General features: G+C 66.2%; 17 protein-coding genes. 5 read left to right on the forward strand and 12 right to left on the reverse strand.

Features of this window, described 5'->3' with window-relative positions; genetic code table 11:
• Nucleotides 1–92: 92 nt before the first annotated feature.
• Genes QNN98_RS02795 through QNN98_RS02805 form a run of 3 tightly spaced genes read right to left on the reverse strand, consistent with a single transcriptional unit; the run spans nt 93 to nt 2,771 of the window.
• Nucleotides 93–650 (reverse strand): GNAT family N-acetyltransferase, encoded by a 558-nt coding sequence (locus QNN98_RS02795; protein ID WP_283996199.1) that lies wholly within the window; start codon nt 648–650, stop codon nt 93–95.
• Complete coding sequence (locus QNN98_RS02800) at nt 647–1,129, reverse strand: hypothetical protein (protein ID WP_283996200.1); 483 nt, start codon at nt 1,127–1,129, stop codon at nt 647–649. The genes QNN98_RS02795 and QNN98_RS02800 overlap by 4 nt, the downstream gene beginning before the upstream one ends.
• A 37-nt stretch (nt 1,130–1,166) precedes the next feature.
• The gene (locus QNN98_RS02805; protein WP_283996201.1) at nt 1,167–2,771 is read right to left on the reverse strand and encodes an HNH endonuclease signature motif containing protein; all 1,605 of its coding nucleotides are present in this window, start codon (nt 2,769–2,771) and stop codon (nt 1,167–1,169) included.
• 245 nt (nt 2,772–3,016) lie between these two features.
• On the opposite strand from QNN98_RS02805, the gene trxB reads away from it, so the two are divergent.
• A complete protein-coding gene (gene trxB, locus QNN98_RS02810) occupies nt 3,017–3,994 on the forward strand; it encodes a thioredoxin-disulfide reductase (RefSeq protein ID WP_227925612.1) in 978 nt (325 codons plus the stop codon).
• Nucleotides 3,995–4,040: 46 nt separating this feature from the next.
• On the opposite strand, the gene QNN98_RS02815 is transcribed toward trxB, so the two are convergent.
• From QNN98_RS02815 to QNN98_RS02835, 5 genes are all read right to left on the reverse strand, one after another.
• Nucleotides 4,041–5,315: an Nramp family divalent metal transporter gene (locus tag QNN98_RS02815; RefSeq protein WP_283996202.1), complete on the reverse strand. Its 1,275-nt coding sequence runs from the start codon at nt 5,313–5,315 to the stop codon at nt 4,041–4,043.
• A 247-nt stretch (nt 5,316–5,562) separates the two neighbouring features.
• Entirely contained in the window at nt 5,563–5,925 is a 363-nt protein-coding gene (locus QNN98_RS02820; RefSeq protein WP_283996203.1) for a DUF1622 domain-containing protein, read from the reverse strand.
• A gap of 39 nt (nt 5,926–5,964) precedes the next feature.
• On the reverse strand, nt 5,965–6,267 hold the full coding sequence (locus tag QNN98_RS02825; RefSeq protein WP_227911881.1) for a hypothetical protein: 303 nt from the start codon (nt 6,265–6,267) through the stop codon (nt 5,965–5,967).
• 54 nt (nt 6,268–6,321) lie between these two features.
• Nucleotides 6,322–6,720, reverse strand: coding sequence for a hypothetical protein (locus QNN98_RS02830; RefSeq protein ID WP_227911880.1), 399 nt, complete (start codon nt 6,718–6,720; stop codon nt 6,322–6,324).
• 138 nt (nt 6,721–6,858) lie between these two features.
• Nucleotides 6,859–8,325, reverse strand: a complete 1,467-nt coding sequence (locus tag QNN98_RS02835; RefSeq protein ID WP_283996204.1) for an amino acid permease — start codon at nt 8,323–8,325, stop codon at nt 6,859–6,861.
• Nucleotides 8,326–8,389: 64 nt separating this feature from the next.
• Between QNN98_RS02835 and QNN98_RS02840 the strand changes: the two genes are divergently transcribed.
• Nucleotides 8,390–8,533, forward strand: a complete 144-nt coding sequence (locus QNN98_RS02840; RefSeq protein ID WP_283996205.1) for a hypothetical protein — start codon at nt 8,390–8,392, stop codon at nt 8,531–8,533.
• 36 nt (nt 8,534–8,569) lie between these two features.
• On the opposite strand, the gene QNN98_RS02845 is transcribed toward QNN98_RS02840, so the two are convergent.
• Together QNN98_RS02845 and QNN98_RS02850 are read right to left on the reverse strand one after the other, a co-directional pair.
• On the reverse strand, nt 8,570–9,478 hold the full coding sequence (locus QNN98_RS02845; RefSeq protein WP_283996206.1) for an SMP-30/gluconolactonase/LRE family protein: 909 nt from the start codon (nt 9,476–9,478) through the stop codon (nt 8,570–8,572).
• Between the two features lie 133 nt (nt 9,479–9,611).
• The gene (locus QNN98_RS02850; RefSeq protein ID WP_283996207.1) at nt 9,612–10,271 is read right to left on the reverse strand and encodes a nucleoside/nucleotide kinase family protein; all 660 of its coding nucleotides are present in this window, start codon (nt 10,269–10,271) and stop codon (nt 9,612–9,614) included.
• A 195-nt stretch (nt 10,272–10,466) separates the two neighbouring features.
• Between QNN98_RS02850 and QNN98_RS02855 the strand changes: the two genes are divergently transcribed.
• From QNN98_RS02855 to QNN98_RS02865, 3 genes are all read left to right on the forward strand, one after another.
• Nucleotides 10,467–10,763 (forward strand): hypothetical protein, encoded by a 297-nt coding sequence (locus QNN98_RS02855; protein ID WP_227911875.1) that lies wholly within the window; start codon nt 10,467–10,469, stop codon nt 10,761–10,763.
• Nucleotides 10,764–10,925: 162 nt separating this feature from the next.
• Entirely contained in the window at nt 10,926–12,290 is a 1,365-nt protein-coding gene (locus QNN98_RS02860) for an MFS transporter (protein WP_227925609.1), read from the forward strand.
• 59 nt (nt 12,291–12,349) lie between these two features.
• On the forward strand, nt 12,350–14,008 hold the full coding sequence (locus tag QNN98_RS02865; protein ID WP_227925607.1) for a thiamine pyrophosphate-binding protein: 1,659 nt from the start codon (nt 12,350–12,352) through the stop codon (nt 14,006–14,008).
• Nucleotides 14,009–14,108: 100 nt separating this feature from the next.
• Here the strand turns inward: QNN98_RS02865 and QNN98_RS02870 are convergent, their stop codons facing one another.
• Together QNN98_RS02870 and QNN98_RS02875 are read right to left on the reverse strand one after the other, a co-directional pair.
• Entirely contained in the window at nt 14,109–16,508 is a 2,400-nt protein-coding gene (locus tag QNN98_RS02870; RefSeq protein WP_283996208.1) for a bifunctional salicylyl-CoA 5-hydroxylase/oxidoreductase, read from the reverse strand.
• 36 nt (nt 16,509–16,544) lie between these two features.
• Nucleotides 16,545–18,170, reverse strand: coding sequence for an AMP-binding protein (locus tag QNN98_RS02875; RefSeq protein ID WP_283996209.1), 1,626 nt, complete (start codon nt 18,168–18,170; stop codon nt 16,545–16,547).
• Nucleotides 18,171–18,187 lie beyond the last annotated feature (17 nt).

Consider the following 18,187-nt stretch of genomic DNA (forward strand, 5'->3'; position numbering starts at 1 on the left):
CGACGCCGGTACAGGTTCGAGGCGCGGCAGGCACGACGGCGCGGCCGCTGATGGATCCGTTCGGCGCTTCCGTCAGCGGGCTGCCTCGCAGTTCAGAAGCGCGGATCATCCGCCAATACGGCCATGGAGACTGCATCCACCCACTGGCCGCCCCAACGGAGGGCCTGCCGGCGCCGGCCCTCTACGACGAAGCCACACTTCTCGTAGACGTGCCGTGCGCGCGGGTTGAATTCGAAGACCTCCAATTCGATTCGGTGCAGGCCGAGGTCATCAAATGCATGGTTCAGCACCGCGCGGATGGCCTCGGTGCCGTAGCCCTGACCGAATATTTCCGGTCCCCTCAAAGCGATTCGGAATGCCATCGACTCGTTGTCCGGATCCAAGTCATTCAGCACCACCTCGCCCAGATAAGTGCCGTCGGCAGCGCTGACCATTGCCCAGTCTGCGCGATCAGCGGCGTCGGACCGGGAAGCGAGCCACGTGTGGATCTGCCTCTGGGTGAACTCGGCGTGGGTTCCGGTCAGGCGGCTGATCTCCGGGTCCTGGAGAGAGGCCCAGATCCCGTCGAAGTGCGCCAGACCGAGCGGTTCCAGGCGCAGGCGGCCTGTGGCGAGGGTGGTTTGCCGGACAAAAAGGTCCTGCGCAATCACGAGGCGGTTCGGTCCGCGCTGGTTCCTGCCCCGGTGAAGCGGGCTGCCTCGATCCGCAGGGCCAGATTTTCCAAGCCTGCACGGATCATCGAGCCATAGCCGTCGTTGCCCAGCACCTCTGCTGAGGCGAGTCCCAGCACAAGGTGGCGGTGTGCCGGTTCAGGCTCGCCGCGGCGGAGATAGCCATCCCCGAGGTTCAGATGCAGTGAGGGTGCAAACCCGCGGGCGGAGGGGATGCCGAGCGGCACCAGGTCCTCGTCCCTGACGCCTGCATGCTCGGCCAAGGCGGCCTCGTCCCAGGCGATTTCCGCTGCCAGGTCAGTTTCCGTATCCGCCAGATAGTGCGCCAGGACGCAGCGGTGGGCGTGCTCGCCCGGAACTGTACCCTCCCAGCACTCGAGGAGACGGCGTTTGCCCTCGGTCCGGTCCCCGCTCAGGGCTATCCCCACGGCGTCTGTGATTTCTGTCCACGATGTCATCCGGGAAGCCTAACCGACTCCAGTCAGAAACCCGCGCTCAGAACGGTGCAGGCTCCGCACTTGGATGGTCAGCGGTGGGGCGTTCGGTTTCCAGGAAAGGATCAGTGCGGTAGGTGCGTCCGGCTGGTGAGGTCCACTCGATCACACCCGGTGTTGGCTGGTGGGCTTTCCAATAGCCCAGGGTCTTGAAGCGGTGGTGCCGGCGGCACAGGTGTTCAAGGTTGCCGTGCTCGGTGGGACCGCCTGCCGCCCAGTCGATGGTGTGGTCGATTTCCGTGACGGCGGTGCTGACCCTGCAACCGGGGAATCGGCATGTCCCGTCCCGGGCGCGTAGCCAGCGGGCCAGTCCGGCGGGGACTTTCCGGCGCCTGCCCACGCCGAGGATTTCACCGGTCTTCGGATCCTGGGCCAGACCCGTCCACCCCGCAGCGTTGCGGGCCAGTCGGCGGGCTTCTTCGGCGCTGATCGGACCGTAGCCGTGGAGCTCAGCCGGCTCCTCGTTGGCACCAAAGAGCGTTTCAGCGTTGATCAGGACCATGATCTCCGCCCGCGGCAGGACCGTTGAGGCGTCGGGATCGGCATCGGCAGGTCCACTGCCCGCTCCGCCGGCTGCTCGACCGCCTGCTCGACTGCCCGCTCCGCCGGCTGCTCGACCGGCTGCTCCGCTGCCCGCTCCGCCGGCTGCTCCGCTGCCTGCTCCACTTCGTGCACCTGACGGGGCTGAGCCGAGGCCGCCCATCAGCAGCTGGGCCAGGACATCGGCGCGCAGCTGGTCCGCAGTCCGGGAGTCACCGGCGGCCTGTTCACCGCGGGCAGCAGTGCTCAAGGCCGTGTAGATCTGCTGGGCTTCCGCGGCCCGCAAATGCGCCGACAGCCACGACGTGCCGTCCTCGTCCCGGTCCAGGACGACGCGCCGTTTATCAAAGGCCGTCAAATGCCGTTCGGGAATGGTTTGGGGATATTTCCTCTCCCTTAGCCGCCTGGCCTTGGCACAGAACTGGCTCCTCGTTACGCCCTCGGCTTTGGCCAGCAGTTCGGACTCGAATCCGGGAAGGTCCGGCGCGGGAATGTCCTGGCACTGGTCCAGCACCACTTGAGCGTGCCCGTAGCTGAACCGTCCGTCTTCCAGTCCGGCCAGGGTGGCGGTATGGGTGCCGCAGAGCCTGTCCGCTTCGAACATCATCCCCTGCGCGGTGGTCTGCGGCACGTTCAGAATGGCTGCACATTCAGAGGCTGCCAGGCTGAACGCCAGCCCGGCTTCTTCCCGGCCCAAATCCTTGCAGAGACCGGACCGAAAGAGTTCCTCCATATGGTGGATCAGGCGGGCCTCCTGTGCCTGCGTCCAACGCACCAGATGGACCACGCGGGCCAAAACATCGCAGGTGGTCTGTTCGTCAAAGGATTCAAGGTTCTGCAGAGCCAGTAGTCCGCTGAAGCCGTCCGGAAAGGCGGTGGAAGCATCCGCGCCTGCGGCAGAATCGCCGGACCGGGAGCCGCCGTCGACGGTACCGGCACCCGCCCGGAACACGGCGAGCGTGCGCACCACATCAGGCCCATCCGAGTTACCAGCGTGGCCTTCAGCCGACTGGTGTTCTGACCCTGATTCTTCGGTTATCCGTTCGGTGTTCCCGAGCTGATCCATGCCCCAAGGATTTCACCCGGCACTGACATTTCCGGCCCCAAAACAGGCGGAAAAGGGTGCATGCTCACACCAGAAATACCTGTCTTGAGGACCTGGCTACTTACCTTCCCCTGCCGCCGTCCTTGCGGCCGCTGCCGGCTCCTTTGCCTGATCCGGCAGCGCGAATATGCGGCCGGGGTTCCGACCCTAACCGGTTCCCCGCCAGACTTGAAGAAACCCGCGACGCCGCAGCGAAGGGACACCCCATGGCCACCGACTCCGTCCTCATCATCGGCTCCGGACCCGCCGGGTACACGGCCGGGATCTACGCGGCGAGGGCCGGGCTGAAGCCGCGCATCCTGGCCGGCTCGGTCACCGCTGGCGGGGCGCTGATGAATACTACCGAGGTGGAGAATTTTCCCGGCTTCACCGACGGCATCCAAGGCCCGGACCTGATGGAAAACCTGCGCCGGCAGGCGGAGAAGTTCGGTGCGGTGGTGGAGTACGACGACGTCGTCTCGGTCGAGCTGGCCGGCCACACCAAACGGGTGGCCACTGGAGGCGGGAAAACCTACAAGGCCCGCAGCGTCATCCTCGCCACCGGTTCCGTATACAAGGAGCTGGGATTACCCGAGGAGAAACAGCTCAATGGGCGGGGCATTTCCTGGTGCGCCACATGTGACGGCTTCTTCTTCCGGAACCAGCCCATTGTGGTGGTGGGCGGCGGGGATTCGGCCATGGAGGAGGCACTGTTCCTGACCCGGTTCGGGGAGTCGGTGACCGTCGTCGTACGCCGCGATGCCCTGCGTGCCTCGCGGATCATGGCCCAGCGCGCCCGCGACCACGGCAAGATCCGCTTCGAGTTCAACAGCGAGGTCACCGCCATCCACGGCACGGACAAAGTCACCGGAGTGACGCTGACGGACACCGTCACGGGGAGCACGCGGGAGGTGCCGGCTACCGGGATCTTCGTGGCCATCGGCCACGCGCCGCGCACCGATCTGCTGGCCGGGCAGGTGGACCTGGACGAAAACGGCTACATCCGGGTGGCCGCCCCCACCACGCAGACCAACCTCGACGGCGTGTTCGCGTGCGGCGACGCGGTGGACCACCGGTACCGGCAGGCGATCACCGCGGCCGGCACCGGCTGCTCGGCGGCGCTCGACGCCGAGCGGTACCTGGCAGCAGTGGAAGATGCGGACAGCATTGCCACCGCACTGGTGGAAGGCTCCCTGCAGGGCTAGGCATGCGGGCCGAGCCCTGTCCGGACGTACCGGGCCCCTCCTCAGCTCAGGCGCCGGTAAAGGTCAGCACCAGCAGCGTGACGTTCAGTGCGACCAGCAGCAGTGAGACCAGCACGCCCAGTGCCGTGGTCCACCAGTGGTTGCGGTGCACACCCATCACCGCCTGCTGCGCGGTCAGCCAGACCAGCGGTATCAGGGCAAACGGGATGCCGAAGGAGAGGATGACCTGGCTGAGGATCAGGGCCCAGGTGGGATCGATGCCGACGGCGAGGATCGCCAGGGCCGGAATCAGCGTGATCAGGCGGCGCAGGAGCATCGGGATGCGGATTTTCAGCAGCCCCTGCATGATCTCCGCACCCGCGTAGGCGCCCACCGACGTCGACGCCAGCCCGGACGCGAGCAGCCCCACGGCGAACAGTGTGGCCACCACTCCGCCCAGGGACCCGGCAATGGCGGCATGCGCGCCCTGCAGCGTGTCGGTCCCGTCCACTCCCTGCAGGGCGCTGGCGGCCAGCAGCAGGATGGCCAGGTTCACTGACCCTGCCACCGCCAGGGCAATGGTGACGTCCACCTTGGTGGCCTTGATCAGCCGCGGGGTGGTCAGCGTGTCAGTGCGTCCGGGGAACCGGTCGCGGGTCAGGGCCGAGTGTGCGTAGATGGCGTGCGGCATTACGGTGGCGCCCAGGATGGAAGCTGCCAGCAGCACCGATTCGCTGCCTTCAAAACGCGGGACCAGGCCTTCGGCCACCCCGCCAGCGTCCGGCGGGCTGACGAACACCCCTACCGTGAACCCCACCACGATCACCGCCATCAGGGTGACAATGACGTATTCGAAGCCGCGCTGGCGGCCGCTGTTCTGCAGCTGCAGCACCACAATCGAAATGATGCCGGTAATCAGTCCGCCCAGGAACAACGGCAAGTCAAAGAGCAGCCAGAGGGCGACGGCGCCGCCGATTACCTCCGCCACGTCGGTTGCCATGGCCACCAGCTCGGCCTGCAGCCAGTACAGCCGGCGGGCGGGCTTCCGGCCGATCCGCTCACCAAGCAGTTCCGGCAGGCTGCGGCCCGTGACCAGGCCCAGCTTGGCTGAAAGGTACTGGATGAGCCAGGCCATGATGTTGCCGACTACCACCACCCAGACCAACAGGTAGCCGAACCGGGCCCCAGCGGTCATGTTGCTGGCAACATTGCCCGGGTCCAGATAAGCAACACCGGCTACGAGCGCGGGCCCGAGCAGCCACAGGATATTGCGCGGCCGTCCTGCCGGGCGGGTGCCGGGGTCCGGCACAACGGTCTCTGGGGAAGGGACTGTACGAGCCATGACAGCAACCTAACACTCAAAGTTCGGTGCGCCTAACAATTTTTCCAGGTCTGCCTTGGCACCGGGTGGACTGGTGTTCCGGACGCTGACTAACCAGGTGGCCTTGGATCGGTTCAGGAGTGCTTTGGGCGCACCGGATGCCCGGGGCGCTTAGGGCTGGGGTGCGGCCTGCTGACCGGGCTGGTTGGCGAGACCGAAGTGCCCCTTGCTGGCCTGCGGACCGAAAGGACGGAACTGCTTCGGTGGACTATTCGCTGACATTTGATAATTCGCCGGGCGGGCGCTTCCACGGCAGATATCCCGTGACCTCCAGCTGCAGCGAATAACTCAGAAAGGTCCGGATCAGCACAATGACCGCCAGCACTCCCAGTGATTCAAACGTGGGGGTCACGGCTACGGTGCGGATGATGTCCGCAGCAACGAGGAGTTCCAGTCCCAGCAGGATGCTGCGGCCCAGCCGCTGCCGGTAATCCGCGTAGACCCGGGGCTTCCTTTGAGCCAAGGCGGCGACGGCGGCAACGCTTGCGGCAATGGCTCCCAGCACTATGGCGGCAACCCCGGCCAGGTCCACCAGCTCCCCGACCGTTTCGATAAAGTGCTTGAAATCCATTCCAACTATCAGCTCCTCCCGGTGCGCCTGCGTCAAGGGTCAGGCGGCTGCGGGGGAGGGGCTGTAGTAAAAACGGAAATCGTCGTACGGATCCCGCCAGGCGGAGTCGTCCCGGGGAATGCGCTGCACCGCCGGTGCCGGTACCCAGCGGTTGTGGGCCACGCCGTCGTCGTCAATCCAGTGCAGGAGCACCTGGGTGCGGGTCCAGGCCACGGCCTTGCCGTCCACGGTTCCGCCGCCGCGGGTGGTGCACCGAACGTACGGTTCCCGGCGGTAATGGGCGTGGGTGACAGGTGTAGTGGGAACAGCGGAGAGGGCGGAGGTGCCGGCGGAGGAGCTCATGGATAAACCATGGCAAGTGGCACTGACATTTCTGCCGGTGCGGAGGAGGGGCGGCTAGGAAGCCAGGTCCCGCCATTTCGCAGCAGCACGGCCGGTGAGCTCCGCGCCGCGTTCAGCAGCTCGGCGGGGCATCATGCGGATCACGGGTGCTAGGCCTGCAGCGGGTGCGGTGCCCTCGTGCCGCTCGGCGGCGTTCGCCGGCTTCCCGGGGGCCTTCATGGCAGACCGGTTCAGCACCAGGTAGGCAACGCAAATCGGTAGGAAAAGCAGCGAAATCAGGGTGAGGGCACCGAGCGCGAATACAGCCAGGGCGGCATGCACGGGGGAACCGAACAGGGCGCCGACCAGGTCAGCGGCCCCGAACAGCATCCACAGCCAGAAGACGCCGATCAGTACAAGACCGCTGCGCGCCCGGCGGTAGAGCATGGCCGACCGCTTCCGGGTGGAAGGCATGGCCTGAGACTGACTGCCCATTTCGGTTTTCTCCCCAACTAAAGGTCCCTATCTGGACCTATGCAGATAATAGCCGTTTTTGGCCGAATTGGGAGATGGGCTTTTACCGCCGAGGCCACAAGGGCGCTTCCCGCCGGCTCAGCTTCCTGGCTGGGGATCTGCGCGCAGCTGGGAATGCCGCGGACTGTTGGGGTTCAGCAGGGAGTGGCGGTAGCCGTAGAACCCGTACACGGCCATGCCGATCACCAGCCAGATGGAGAACCGCAGCCAGGTTTCCCAGTGCAGCTGCAGCATCAGGAAGCCGGAGGACAAGACCCCGAATGCCGGGATCCACGGCATCAGCGGCAGCCGGAATTCCCGCGGGGCTTCCGGCTGGCGGTAGCGGAGCACAATCACGGCAACACTTACCACCACAAAGGCGGCCAGGATGCCGATGTTCGTCAGGTCGGCCACGGCGCGGATGGGGAAGAACCCGGCGAGCAGGGCCGAGGCCCCGCCGGCAATCCAGGTAACCCGCTGCGGAGTGCCGCGCCGGTCGGTGCCGGCGAACCAGCCCGGCAGCAGCCCGTCCCGGCTCATGGAGAACCACACCCGGGTGACGCCCAGCAGGAACGTGAGCATCACGGTCAGGATGGAGAGCACCGCGAAAGCCGAAATGACGGTGGCAATGACCGGCAGCCCCACGGACTGGAAGGCCGACGCGAACCCGGCCGTTGGGCTGATGTCCCCGTAATTCTGCATCCCGGTGAGCACCAGGGTGGCCAGGATGTACAGGACCATGGCCACGCCCAGGGACAGCAGGATGGCCTTGGGCATGTGTTTTTTGCCGTCCTTGGCTTCCTCTGCTGCAGTGCTCATGGCGTCGTAGCCGAAAACGGCGAAGAACACAGTGGCGGCACCGGTGAACACGGCGCCGAATCCGCTGGGCAGGAAGGGCGTGTAGTTGTCCGTGTTGATGAAGAAGAAACCAAGACCGACGATGAACAGGATCAGCAGCACCTTCAACCCCACGGCCACCAGCTCGAACCTGCCGAAGGTCTTGGTGCCGCGGCTCAGGATGAAGGTGATGAACAAGCAGACGACGGCGGCGGGCAGGTTGATCAGCCCGCCCTCCACGGTGTCACCGGTCCCCTGCATCCACACCGGCATGTCGATACCGAAGCCCGCCAGGAACTCGGTGAAGTACCCGGAAATACCAATGGCGACCACCGCCACGATGGCCGTGTACTCCAGGAGCAAATCCCAGCCGATGAACCAGCCGATCAGCTCCCCCAAAGCCACGTACCCGTAGGTGTAAGCGGACCCGGCCCGCGGCACCATGCCGGCGAACTCAGCGTAGGAAAGCGCGGCAGCCGCACTGGCCAGACCGGCGACGAGGAAGGAAATCAGTACGGCCGGACCCACCGGGGCAGCGTCCGGTCCACCGTTGGCCACCAGGCCGGCGAGGGTGAAAATGCCGATGCCGATAATCCCGCCCACCCCGATGGCGGTCAGCTGCCACAGGCCCAGGCTTTTGAACAGCTTGTTGCCGGTCTTCTCGTCGTCGATCTCTTCGATGGGCTTGCGGCGGAGGACGGAACCTCCGCGGCCCGCAACTGTGGACATATCTGCTCCGTTCCGTACGCGGCAGTGCCGGGACCGGGTGCCGGGCACCCGCTAGGGCAGAAGTATGGACCCCTGCACCGCCATCCGGGTACCCCTGCGCCGCTATCTGTTCAACCGGCGCGGGCACCGCCGGGAAACGGGCAGGCAGCAGGGCCCGCAGGCGTTGCGGGCCCGGGAGCCGGAAGACCGGATCGGACGGGCCGCCTAGCGCTGGCCGCCTAGCACCGGCCGCCTAGCGGGCCGCCTAGCGCTGGCCGCGCAGGGCCGCGGCGGCGTCGCTGGCAGTGGTCCGGATCCGGTAGAGGCTCGACGTCGCGGTCATGTACAGCGTGCGGCCGTCGGCGCCGCCGAAGCAGACGTTGCTGACCGTTTCCGGCACCGGAATGTGCAGGAGCACTTCCCCTGCAGGGGAGAAGACCCGCACCCCGTCGCCGCCGGAAGACCAGATATTGCCGTCGGTATCCACCCGGAAACCATCCGGCACGCCCGGGGCCACCCGCACGAAGACCCGGCCGTTTTTCGCCTGCCGCCCGTCGACGACGTCGTAGGCGCGGATGGGGTTGCCCGCAGGCTGCGCCGGCCCGGCGGGGGAGACGGTTTCCTCCGCGGTGTCCGAAACGTACAGGACGGACTCATCCGGCGAGAACGCCAGGCCGTTGGGCGCCATGATGTCCGTGATGACTGCGGTCAGTTCCCCGCTGGCCGGATCGAAGCGGAACACGTACCGGTCCCCGTATTCCCGCTCTCCGCCGTGGCCTTCCGCCGGATTGTCGATGCCGTAGGAGGGATCCGAGAACCAGACGGTGCCGTCGGACTTGACCACGACGTCGTTGGGGGAGTTGAAGCGCACCTCGCCGAAGCGGTCCACCAAGGTCTGAACGGTGCCGTTGGTATCGCGCTCAATGGCCCGGCGTCCGTGCGAGCACTGGACCACGGAGCCGTCGGCGTCGAGTGCGCGGCCGTTGGTGAATTCCACATCCCGGCCGTACACGCTGAGCTCGCCCGTGGTTTCGCTGTATTCCAGGATCCGGTTGGACCGCACGTCGCTGTACCGGACAGCATTGCGCTGCGGCACCCAGGTTGGTCCTTCGGCCCAGACCGCCCCGGTGCCCACCTGCTCCAGCTCGGCTCCGTCTTCCAGCAGTGCGTCCATGCGTTGTCTCCTTTTCGCAGCCCCTGCGGGCCCAAGCGTGTGCGGTCTGCGTCCTTTTATACGCGAGGCGGTCGCCGGTCCCAAGCCGGGCAGCACCGCGGATGTGCTCCGGGGTTGCGAAGCGCGCGCAAGGCTAGGGGACCCAACCGTGGATCAGGAGGTCGGCGTGCTGCCGAAAAGTGCGCACCAGGTCCGCGTTGGGCTGGTCCACGTCCTGCACCCACGCTGCTGCCGTCACCGGGTCCTTGCCGAAACGGATGTGCCGTTCCACCAGGCGTTCCACCCGCAGTTCCTCCTCGGGTTCGCAGAACCAAACCTCAGCGCAGCGGGAACGGACCTGCCGCCACTCCGGCCGGTCCAGCAGCAGGTAGTTGCCCTCGGTGAGGATGACGCGTGCGGCGGGGAACACCGGGATGTCCCCGGCCAGCGGCTGCTCCAGGGTCCGTTCAAACCCCGGGGCGTAGACGACGGCGGTGCGCGGAGCGGCCAGCCGCTCCAGCAGTGCGGCGTACCCGCCGGCGTCGAAGGTCTCCGGTGCGCCTTTGCGCTGCAGCAGGCCCAGGCGGGTCAGTTCCCGGTCGGAGAGGTGGAAGCCGTCCATGGGAACATGGGCAAAGCGGTGCGATTCCAGGGGTTGGTCCTCCGGATTCAGGGCTTGGACCAGTGCTTCCACCAGGGTGGTTTTTCCCGCTCCGGGCGCACCGGTGACGCCGACGATCACGGGCCCGTCCGTGGTCCCGGCCAACGCCAGGAGCCGCGTTTTCAACTCGGTCAGGGTGGTAGCACTGGACACGGTCCTTCCGCTCCTCCTCCGTCCCGGTCTGCTCCGGACAGGTCTTTTCTTCATGCAGGTTCCGGTTCGGCCAGTCTAGGCGGCGATGCCGGTCCACCCGCAGGCGGAAAGGCCGAACAGGCACTGAACCGCCGTGTGCGGGCCGCGCCCGTCCCGGCCTAAGCTGGGGATGTTGCCTATCCGAGGAGAAATACGTTGTCCCTGCTGACCCCCTTGATTACCAGCGCCGGCCTGATCGGCGGCTACAAGACCGCCCGTGATACCGGGAACCGCCAGCTCGGCGGAGCCGTCCTCGCCGCGGCGGGCGCCGCCGCCTTCGCCCTGTGGAAGCGCGACGCCGGCACGGGCACCGCTGCCGCACTCACCACCGGCTACGTTGCCGCCTTCGGCCTGTCCCACCCGCTGGCCAAGAAGATGGGCGCCTGGCCGTCCGTCTTCACCGTAACCGGGGCCGTCGCCCTGGCTTCGCTGGTCTTCGGCCGGAAGCGCTAGCCGCAGCGAAAACCCAAGTACCCATAGGGCCGGACAGGAATACCTGTCCGGCCCTATCTGTGTGTGGCGGCAGCGGCAGAAAGTAATTCTATTTATCTATTGTGACGATCGTCATAGTCTGTCAATAATGGAGCGTCCAAGCACTGCAACGCAAGGAGCACCGTGGCTACACAGGCACCATCATCGACTGAATGGAACATTCCCCGCCGCACCACGGGCCTGGTGCTGTTTGCCTGCTGGCTGGCAATCCTGGCTGAGGGATACGACGTCGGCGTCCTCGGCGCCGTGCTTCCCGCACTCGCGGAATACAAGGAATGGGACCTCTCACCCCTTGAACTGGGCGGGCTGGGCGCTTACGCACTGGTAGGCATGCTCTTTGGCGCCCTGTTTATCGGCACCCTCAGCGACATCATCGGCCGCAAGAAAATGCTGCTGCTGTCCATGCTGATCTTCACCGTGACGCAGGCGGGCGCCGCGATGGCCCCCACCCCGGAAATGTTCGGCCTCTTCCGCTTCCTGGGCGGACTCGGCATGGGCGGCGTCATCCCGGTGGCCGCCGCGCTGACCATCGAGTACTCCGCACCGAAGAAGCGCTCTTTCAACTACGGCTTGATGTACTCGGGCTACTCGCTGGGCATTGTTGCCTCGGCACTGGTCGCCATGGCCCTGCTGCCGGCATTCGGCTGGCGGGCAGTCATTGCCGTGGGGGCGCTCCCGGTGGTCATCCTGCCCGTCGTGGCCTACCTGCTGCCCGAATCGCTGGAGTACCTCGTCTCCAAGGGCCGGATCACGCAGGCCAAAGCCCTCGCCGCACGCCAGAACATCCCCAACTACAACCCCGCACCGCCTGCCCGCGGGACGGCGGCAATTCCCTGGCGCGAAGTCATGGCCACCATGTTCTCCAAGCGGTTCCTCCGGTCCACGGTCTTCTTCTGGATCTCGCTGTTCTGCGGCATGGTCCTGGTCTACGGCCTCAACACCTGGCTGCCGCAGATCATGCGCAAGGCCGGCTATGACCTGGGATCCTCGCTGACCTTCCTTCTGGTCTTCAGCCTGGCCTCCGCCATCGGTGGCCTGGTCCTTGGATACGCCGCAGACCGGGTGGGGCAAAAGCGCATCCTGGTGGTCTTCTACATCCTCGGTGCAGCGGGAATCCTGCTGCTGATGTTCCCCAACTCCATGGTGGTGAACCTGGCCTTCGTTGCCTTCGCGGGCATTGGATCCATCTCCACGTCCTTGGTCCTCACCGGCTATATTGCGGACTACTACCCGGCGGCCACCCGAGCCACGGCCACGGGCTGGGCGCTCAGCTTCGCGCGGATCGGTGCCATCAGCGGTCCAATCATCGGCGGCTGGATCGCCGGTGCCGGAGTTCCCTTCGAATGGAACTTTGCCGTCTTTGCCGTCATCGGCCTGGTTGCCGCCGGCGCGGTCGCCATGATCCCCAAGCGGGTTCCCCAGTTGGACGGCCTGGCTGCGGATACTGCCGTACCGGCTGCCTCCCCTGCGGCCGGTTCCACCAAATAAAACCTACGGTTGGTGCCCGGCCGCGTGCCGGGCACCAACCCTGTCGGCGGAGGACCTGCATGAACGTAGCGCAGTTGGTGGGCCGGACCTTGGCGGAACTGGGTGCCGGGCACTGCTTCGGCGTGGTGGGGTCGGGAAACTTCACCCTGACAAATTCTCTACGCGAGCACGGAGTAGCGTTTACCGCCGCACGGCATGAGGGCGGCGCTGCCACCATGGCCGATGCCTATGCCCGCATGTCCGGCCGGGTGGGCCTCGTCTCGGTGCACCAGGGGTGCGGGCTGACAAACGCGGCAACAGGAATAGGCGAGGCGGCCAAGTCCCGGACACCGGTGATCGTGCTGGCTGCCGAGGCCCCGTCCGCATCCGTGAACTCAAACTTCAGCATGGATCAGGACAGCTTCGCCCGGTCCGTCCTGGCCGTTCCCGAACGGATCCACTCTGCCCGGACCGCAGTCGCGGACACGGTCAGAGCCTATCGCCGGGCAGTTAATGACAGGCGCACGGTTGTGCTGAATCTTCCCCTGGACGTACAGGCCCAAGCAGTGCCGGAAATTCCTTCGCAGCCGGTCCCCGCCCTGCGGCGGCCGGATCCGGTGCGGCCGGGTGCAGGATCTGTTGCCGCGCTCGCGGACCTGCTGGAAAAGGCCCGGCGTCCGGTAATCATTGCCGGCCGGGGAGGCAGAGGGGCACGGAACGAACTGCTGGCGTTGGCCCGCCGCAGCGGTGCCCTGGTGGCTACTTCCGCGGTGGCCAAGGGGCTGTTCAACGCAGACCCGTTCAGCCTGGGCATTTCCGGCGGGTTCGCCTCACCCTTGGCCGCTGAGCTGATCACGGACGCGGATCTGCTGGTCGGTTTCGGCTGCGCCTTGAATATGTGGACCATGCGGCACGGGCATCTTGTGGGCCCCGACACCGCCGTGGTCCAGGTCGATCTGGAGGACGAAGCACTCGGCGCCAACCGTCCGATCACCTTGGGGGTGCAGGGCGACGCAGCCGAAACGGCGACGGCGGTACTCGTGGAACTGTCCAGCCGCGGGAGCGCTGCGCGCACCGGGTACCGGACCGACGGCGTCCGCCGGCGCATCGCCGCCTCCATCCGGTGGCGGGATGAGCCGCTGGTGGATTCCTCAGCCGGCGGCAGGATCGATCCGCGTGTCCTGACCCGCAGGCTAGACGAGCTGCTGCCGGCAGAGCGGATTGTTGCCGTGGACTCCGGCAATTTCATGGGCTATCCAAGCCAGTTCCTCGAAGTTCCGGACGAGTTCGGGTTCTGTTTCACGCAGGCGTTCCAGTCCGTTGGCTTAGGCCTGGCCACCGCGATCGGAGCAGCTGTAGCCCGCCCGGACCGCCTCCCGGTCCTCGGGACCGGAGACGGCGGCTTCCACATGGCCCTGGCGGAACTGGAAACCGCCGTGAGGCTCCACCTGCCGTTGGTCTGCGTTGTGTACAACGATGCCGCCTACGGGGCAGAGGTCCATCACTTCGGTGCGGACAATCCGCATGCTGACATGGACACGGTGGTGTTCCCGGAAACGGACGCGGCAGCCATCGGACGCGGTTTCGGTGCAGACGGGCTCACCGTCCGAAAGGCCGAGGACCTGGACGCCGTAACTCAGTGGCTGGTATCAGGCCCGCGCCGGCCGCTGGTCATCGACGCCAAAATCACGTCGGACAACGGTGCCTGGTGGCTCGCCGAGGCCTTCAGCAGCCACTAAGCAGCCCGGCTCCGGAGAGCATGCCGAAAGCCCGGCTGGAAGCACAAAGGGAAAGGTCCCGTCTGCTGTAGACGGGACCTTTCCCTTTGGAAGGGGCGGTCTATACGCCCGAAGCCAGGACTTCCGCAGACCGGGCGGCGGTTTTTGGTGTCCACCGCACGTGCGTCGCAGCGGATTCCGGTTCCAGTTCACGCAGCAGCGACAGCCGGGGCCGGACGGCGTCGGTCCGGGCGCTGGGCGGCTTGCGCCGGCCGGCCTTGAACGGCAGGGGCCAATCCGCTCCCGGCCCCCGGTAGTCCTGCTCCGCCGCGGCCTGCAGCGTCCACTGCGGGTTGTACAGGTGGGTGCGGCCCAACGCGCAGAAGTCGGCGCGCCCGGCGAGCAGGATGGAATTCACGTCGTCGTAGGAGGAAACAGCGCCGACGGCGATAACGGCCACGCCGGCAGCAGCTGCCGCCTGGTTGCGGATTTTGTCCGCAAAGGGTGTCTGGTAGCTGCGGCCGAACGCCGGCTTTTCCTCCTTCGAGACCTGGCCGGAGGACACGTCGATTCCGTCTGCCCCGTGGGCGATGAACGCACGCGCGATCTCCACGGCGTCGTCGTCGGTGTTTCCGCCCTCAACCCAATCCGTGGCGGACAGGCGGACGGTGAGCGGGCGCTCGGCCGGCCAAGCCGCCCGGACGGCGTCGAAAACTTCGAGGGGATAGCGCAGCCGGTTCGCCAGGCTGCCGCCGTATTCATCCGTGCGCCGGTTGGAGAGCGGGGAGAGGAAGGAGGACAGAAGGTATCCGTGCGCGGCGTGGAGTTCGAGCAAATCAAAGCCGGCGTCGGCAGCACGGCGGGCCGCGTCGGTAAACTCCGCCAAGACCTGCTGCATGTCGGATCGGTCCATTTCCCGCGGCACGTTGCAGTTCTCGCCGTAGGGAAGCGCCGACGGACCCATCACGTCCCAGCCGTCCTCCAGCGGAACATCAATACCCTCCCACATGAGCCGGGTGGACCCCTTGCGTCCGGAGTGCCCGATCTGCGCACCGATCTTGGCCGTGGACTGTTGGTGGACAAAGTCCACGATCCGCCGCCAGCCGGCAGCTTGCTCATCCGAGTACAGGCCGGTGCAGCCCGGGGTGATCCGGCCGACATCGGACACGCAGACCATCTCGGTCATCACCAGTCCGGCGCCGCCCAGCGCCTTGCTGCCCAGGTGGGTGAGGTGGAAGTCCCCCGGCAGTCCGTCCACCGCCGAATACATGTCCATGGGGGAGACCACTATGCGGTTCTTGAGTTCCAGGCTGCCGATGCGGGCCGGCTGGAACATGGCCGGTGCCACGTCCTGCACGCCGGCGGACTCGGCGAAGGCCTTGTCCGCCAGGGCGGCGAAGCCAGGGTCGCGGAGCTTGAGGTTGTCGTAGGTGATGCGGCGGCTGCGGGTGAGCAGGTTGAAGCAGAACTGCACCGGATCCTGGCCCGCATACTGGCCGATGTTCTCAAACCATTCGAGCGAAGCCTGTGCGGCACGCTGGGTGGATTCCACCACGGGACGCCGCTCCGCCTCATAGGCTGCCAGCGCGGTCTCCACATCGGGATGCTCGTGCAGGCAGGCAGCCAGCGCCAAGGAGTCCTCCATGGCGAGTTTGGTGCCTGAGCCGATCGAGAAATGCGCGGTGTGGGCGGCGTCGCCAAGCAGGACGATGTTCCCGTGCCGCCAGTTTTCGTTGCGCACGGTGGTGAAGTTCAGCCACTTGGAGTTGTTGGACAGAACGCTGTGTCCCTGCAGTTCGTCCCGGAAGATTTCCGTGATCCGGGCGATTGCTGCTTCGTCGCTGACGCCGGGAGGGAACACCTGCCCTTCAGTTTCGTCGAAGCCGGCCGAACGCCATACATCCTCATGCATTTCGACAATAAAGGTGGAGCCCTGGTCCGAATACGGGTAACCGTGGATCTGCATGACGCCGTGCTCGGTGTCCTTGATGAAGAACTTGAAGGCCTCGAACACAAGGTCGGTTCCCAGCCACATGTACTTGGAACGGCGCAGGTCCAGCGACGGTTTGAAGGAATCCGCGTAGGCGCCGCGGATGGCGGAATTGAGGCCGTCGGCGGCGAGGACCAGGTCATGGGTGCGGCTGAGCTCGGCGACGTCGGGGGCCAGCGTGGAGAACCGCACGTCGACGCCGAGGTCTCCGCACCGCTGCTGCAGCAGTTCGAGCAGTTCCTTGCGGCTCATGGCGGCGAAGCCCTGTCCGCCCACGGTGTGCTGCTCACCCCGGAAATGGATGTCGATGTCCGTCCAGCGGGCAAAACGCCGGGACATCGCGGCGGCAATCTCGGTGTCCGCGTTCCCGATGCCGCCAAGGGTCTCGTCGGAGAACACGACGCCGAACCCGAACGTGTCGCTCGCGGCGTTGCGCTCCCACACGGTCACCTCGTGCGCAGGATCCAGCTGCTTCATCAATGCGGCAAAGTAGAGCCCTCCGGGGCCGCCGCCGACAACTGCGATCTTCATGGTGTGTCCTTTCAATACCGGGTGTCCGGCGTGGATCTAGGCCTGGGCCGTTTCAACGATTTCGCGGAGCTTGAAATGCTGGAGCTTGCCGCTGGGGTTCCGGGGCAACTCGTCGACAAACGAAATGGCGCGGGGATACTTGTACGGCGCGATCACCTGTTTGACGAAGTCCTGCAGTTCGACGGCCTTCGCATCCCCCGGCGGAACGTTCTCCCGCAGCACCACAAAGGCGAGGACTATGGATCCCCGTTCGGGATCGGGGCGGCCGATCACAGCGCTCTCCAGTACGTCGGGGTGCTGGTTCAGGGCGGCTTCCACTTCCGGGGCGCCGATGTTGTAGCCAGAGGAGACAATCATGTCGTCGGACCGGGCCTGGTAGTAGAAGTAGCCGTCGGCGTCCTGGCGGAAGGTATCCCCGGTGACGTTCCAGCCGTTGACCACATAGTTTTCCTGCCGCGGGTCATCCAGGTACCGGCAGCCGGTGGGACCAATGACGGCCAGGCGCCCGATCTCCCCGGGGGCCACTTCCTCGTCATCGGGTCCCAGGATGGTGGCCCGGAAACCGGGCACGGTACGTCCGGTGGCACCCGGGCGGATATCGCTGCCCGCAGCGGAAATGAAGACGTGCAGCATTTCGGTGGAGCCGATTCCGTTGACCAGTTCAAGACCGGTCTCCTTCTTCACTTCCCGCCACGTTGCCTCCGGCAGATGCTCGCCGGCCGAGACGGCCATGCGCAGCGGGCGCAGCAGATCGGCGAGCCCTTCCTTGATGATGGCCCGGTAAGCGGTGGGCGCGGTGAACAGCACGGTGGCACCGGCCTGCCGGCTCAGTTCGGCCAGCTGGGCCGGAGTGGTGCGCTCGGTCAGCAGGGCGCTGGCACCGAACCGGAGCGGAAAAACCACCAGTCCGCCGAGGCCGAAGGTGAAGGCCAGGGGCGGTGAGCCGGCGAAGACATCATCGGCAACCGGCTGCAGGATGTGCCGCGCGAAAGTGTCGGCATTAGCCAGGATGTCGCGGTGGAAGTGCATGGTGATTTTGGGTGTGCCCGTGGTTCCGGAGGTGGGCCCCAGCAAGGCAACATCGTCGGCGGCGGTCTGCACGTTGGTGAAGCTGGCGGGTTTGGCTGCCGACAGGACGGTGAGGTCGCCGTCGTCGTCGCCGCCCACCGGGACCACCGGCACCTCGCCGGCCGCGGCCCTCATGTCATCCAGGAACCGGTGGTCGCAGAGCACCGCCGTGGGGCGGGTCAGTTCCATCAGTGTGCCGATTTCCCCGGCACGAAGGGCAGGCATGGTGGTCACCACAACGGCGCCCGCCTTCAGTACGCCCAGCCAGCAGGCCACGAGCCACGGGTTGTTGGGTGCGCGCAGCATCACCCGGTTGCCCGGAACAACGCCAAGGTCTTCGGCCAGTACCCGGGCGACCTGGTTGGAACGCTCAAGCAGCAGTCCGTAGCTCCACCGCTCACCGTCCGGGGTCAGCAGCGCGGTGCGGTCGGCGCCCATCGCGGCAGCGGTGTCATCAATCAGTGCTTCAGCAGCGTTGAGCCGGTCGGGGTACTGCAGTTCGGGAAGGGTGAACTCCAGCACCGGCCATTGTTCCCCGGGCGGAAGGTGGTCGCGCGTGAAGGTGTCCTGATGGGCCGAGGGGGATAGTTCCATGGTGCCTCTTTCCGTAG

It is taken from the genome of Arthrobacter sp. zg-Y1143, from assembly GCF_030125565.1.
Classification (GTDB): domain Bacteria; phylum Actinomycetota; class Actinomycetes; order Actinomycetales; family Micrococcaceae; genus Arthrobacter_B.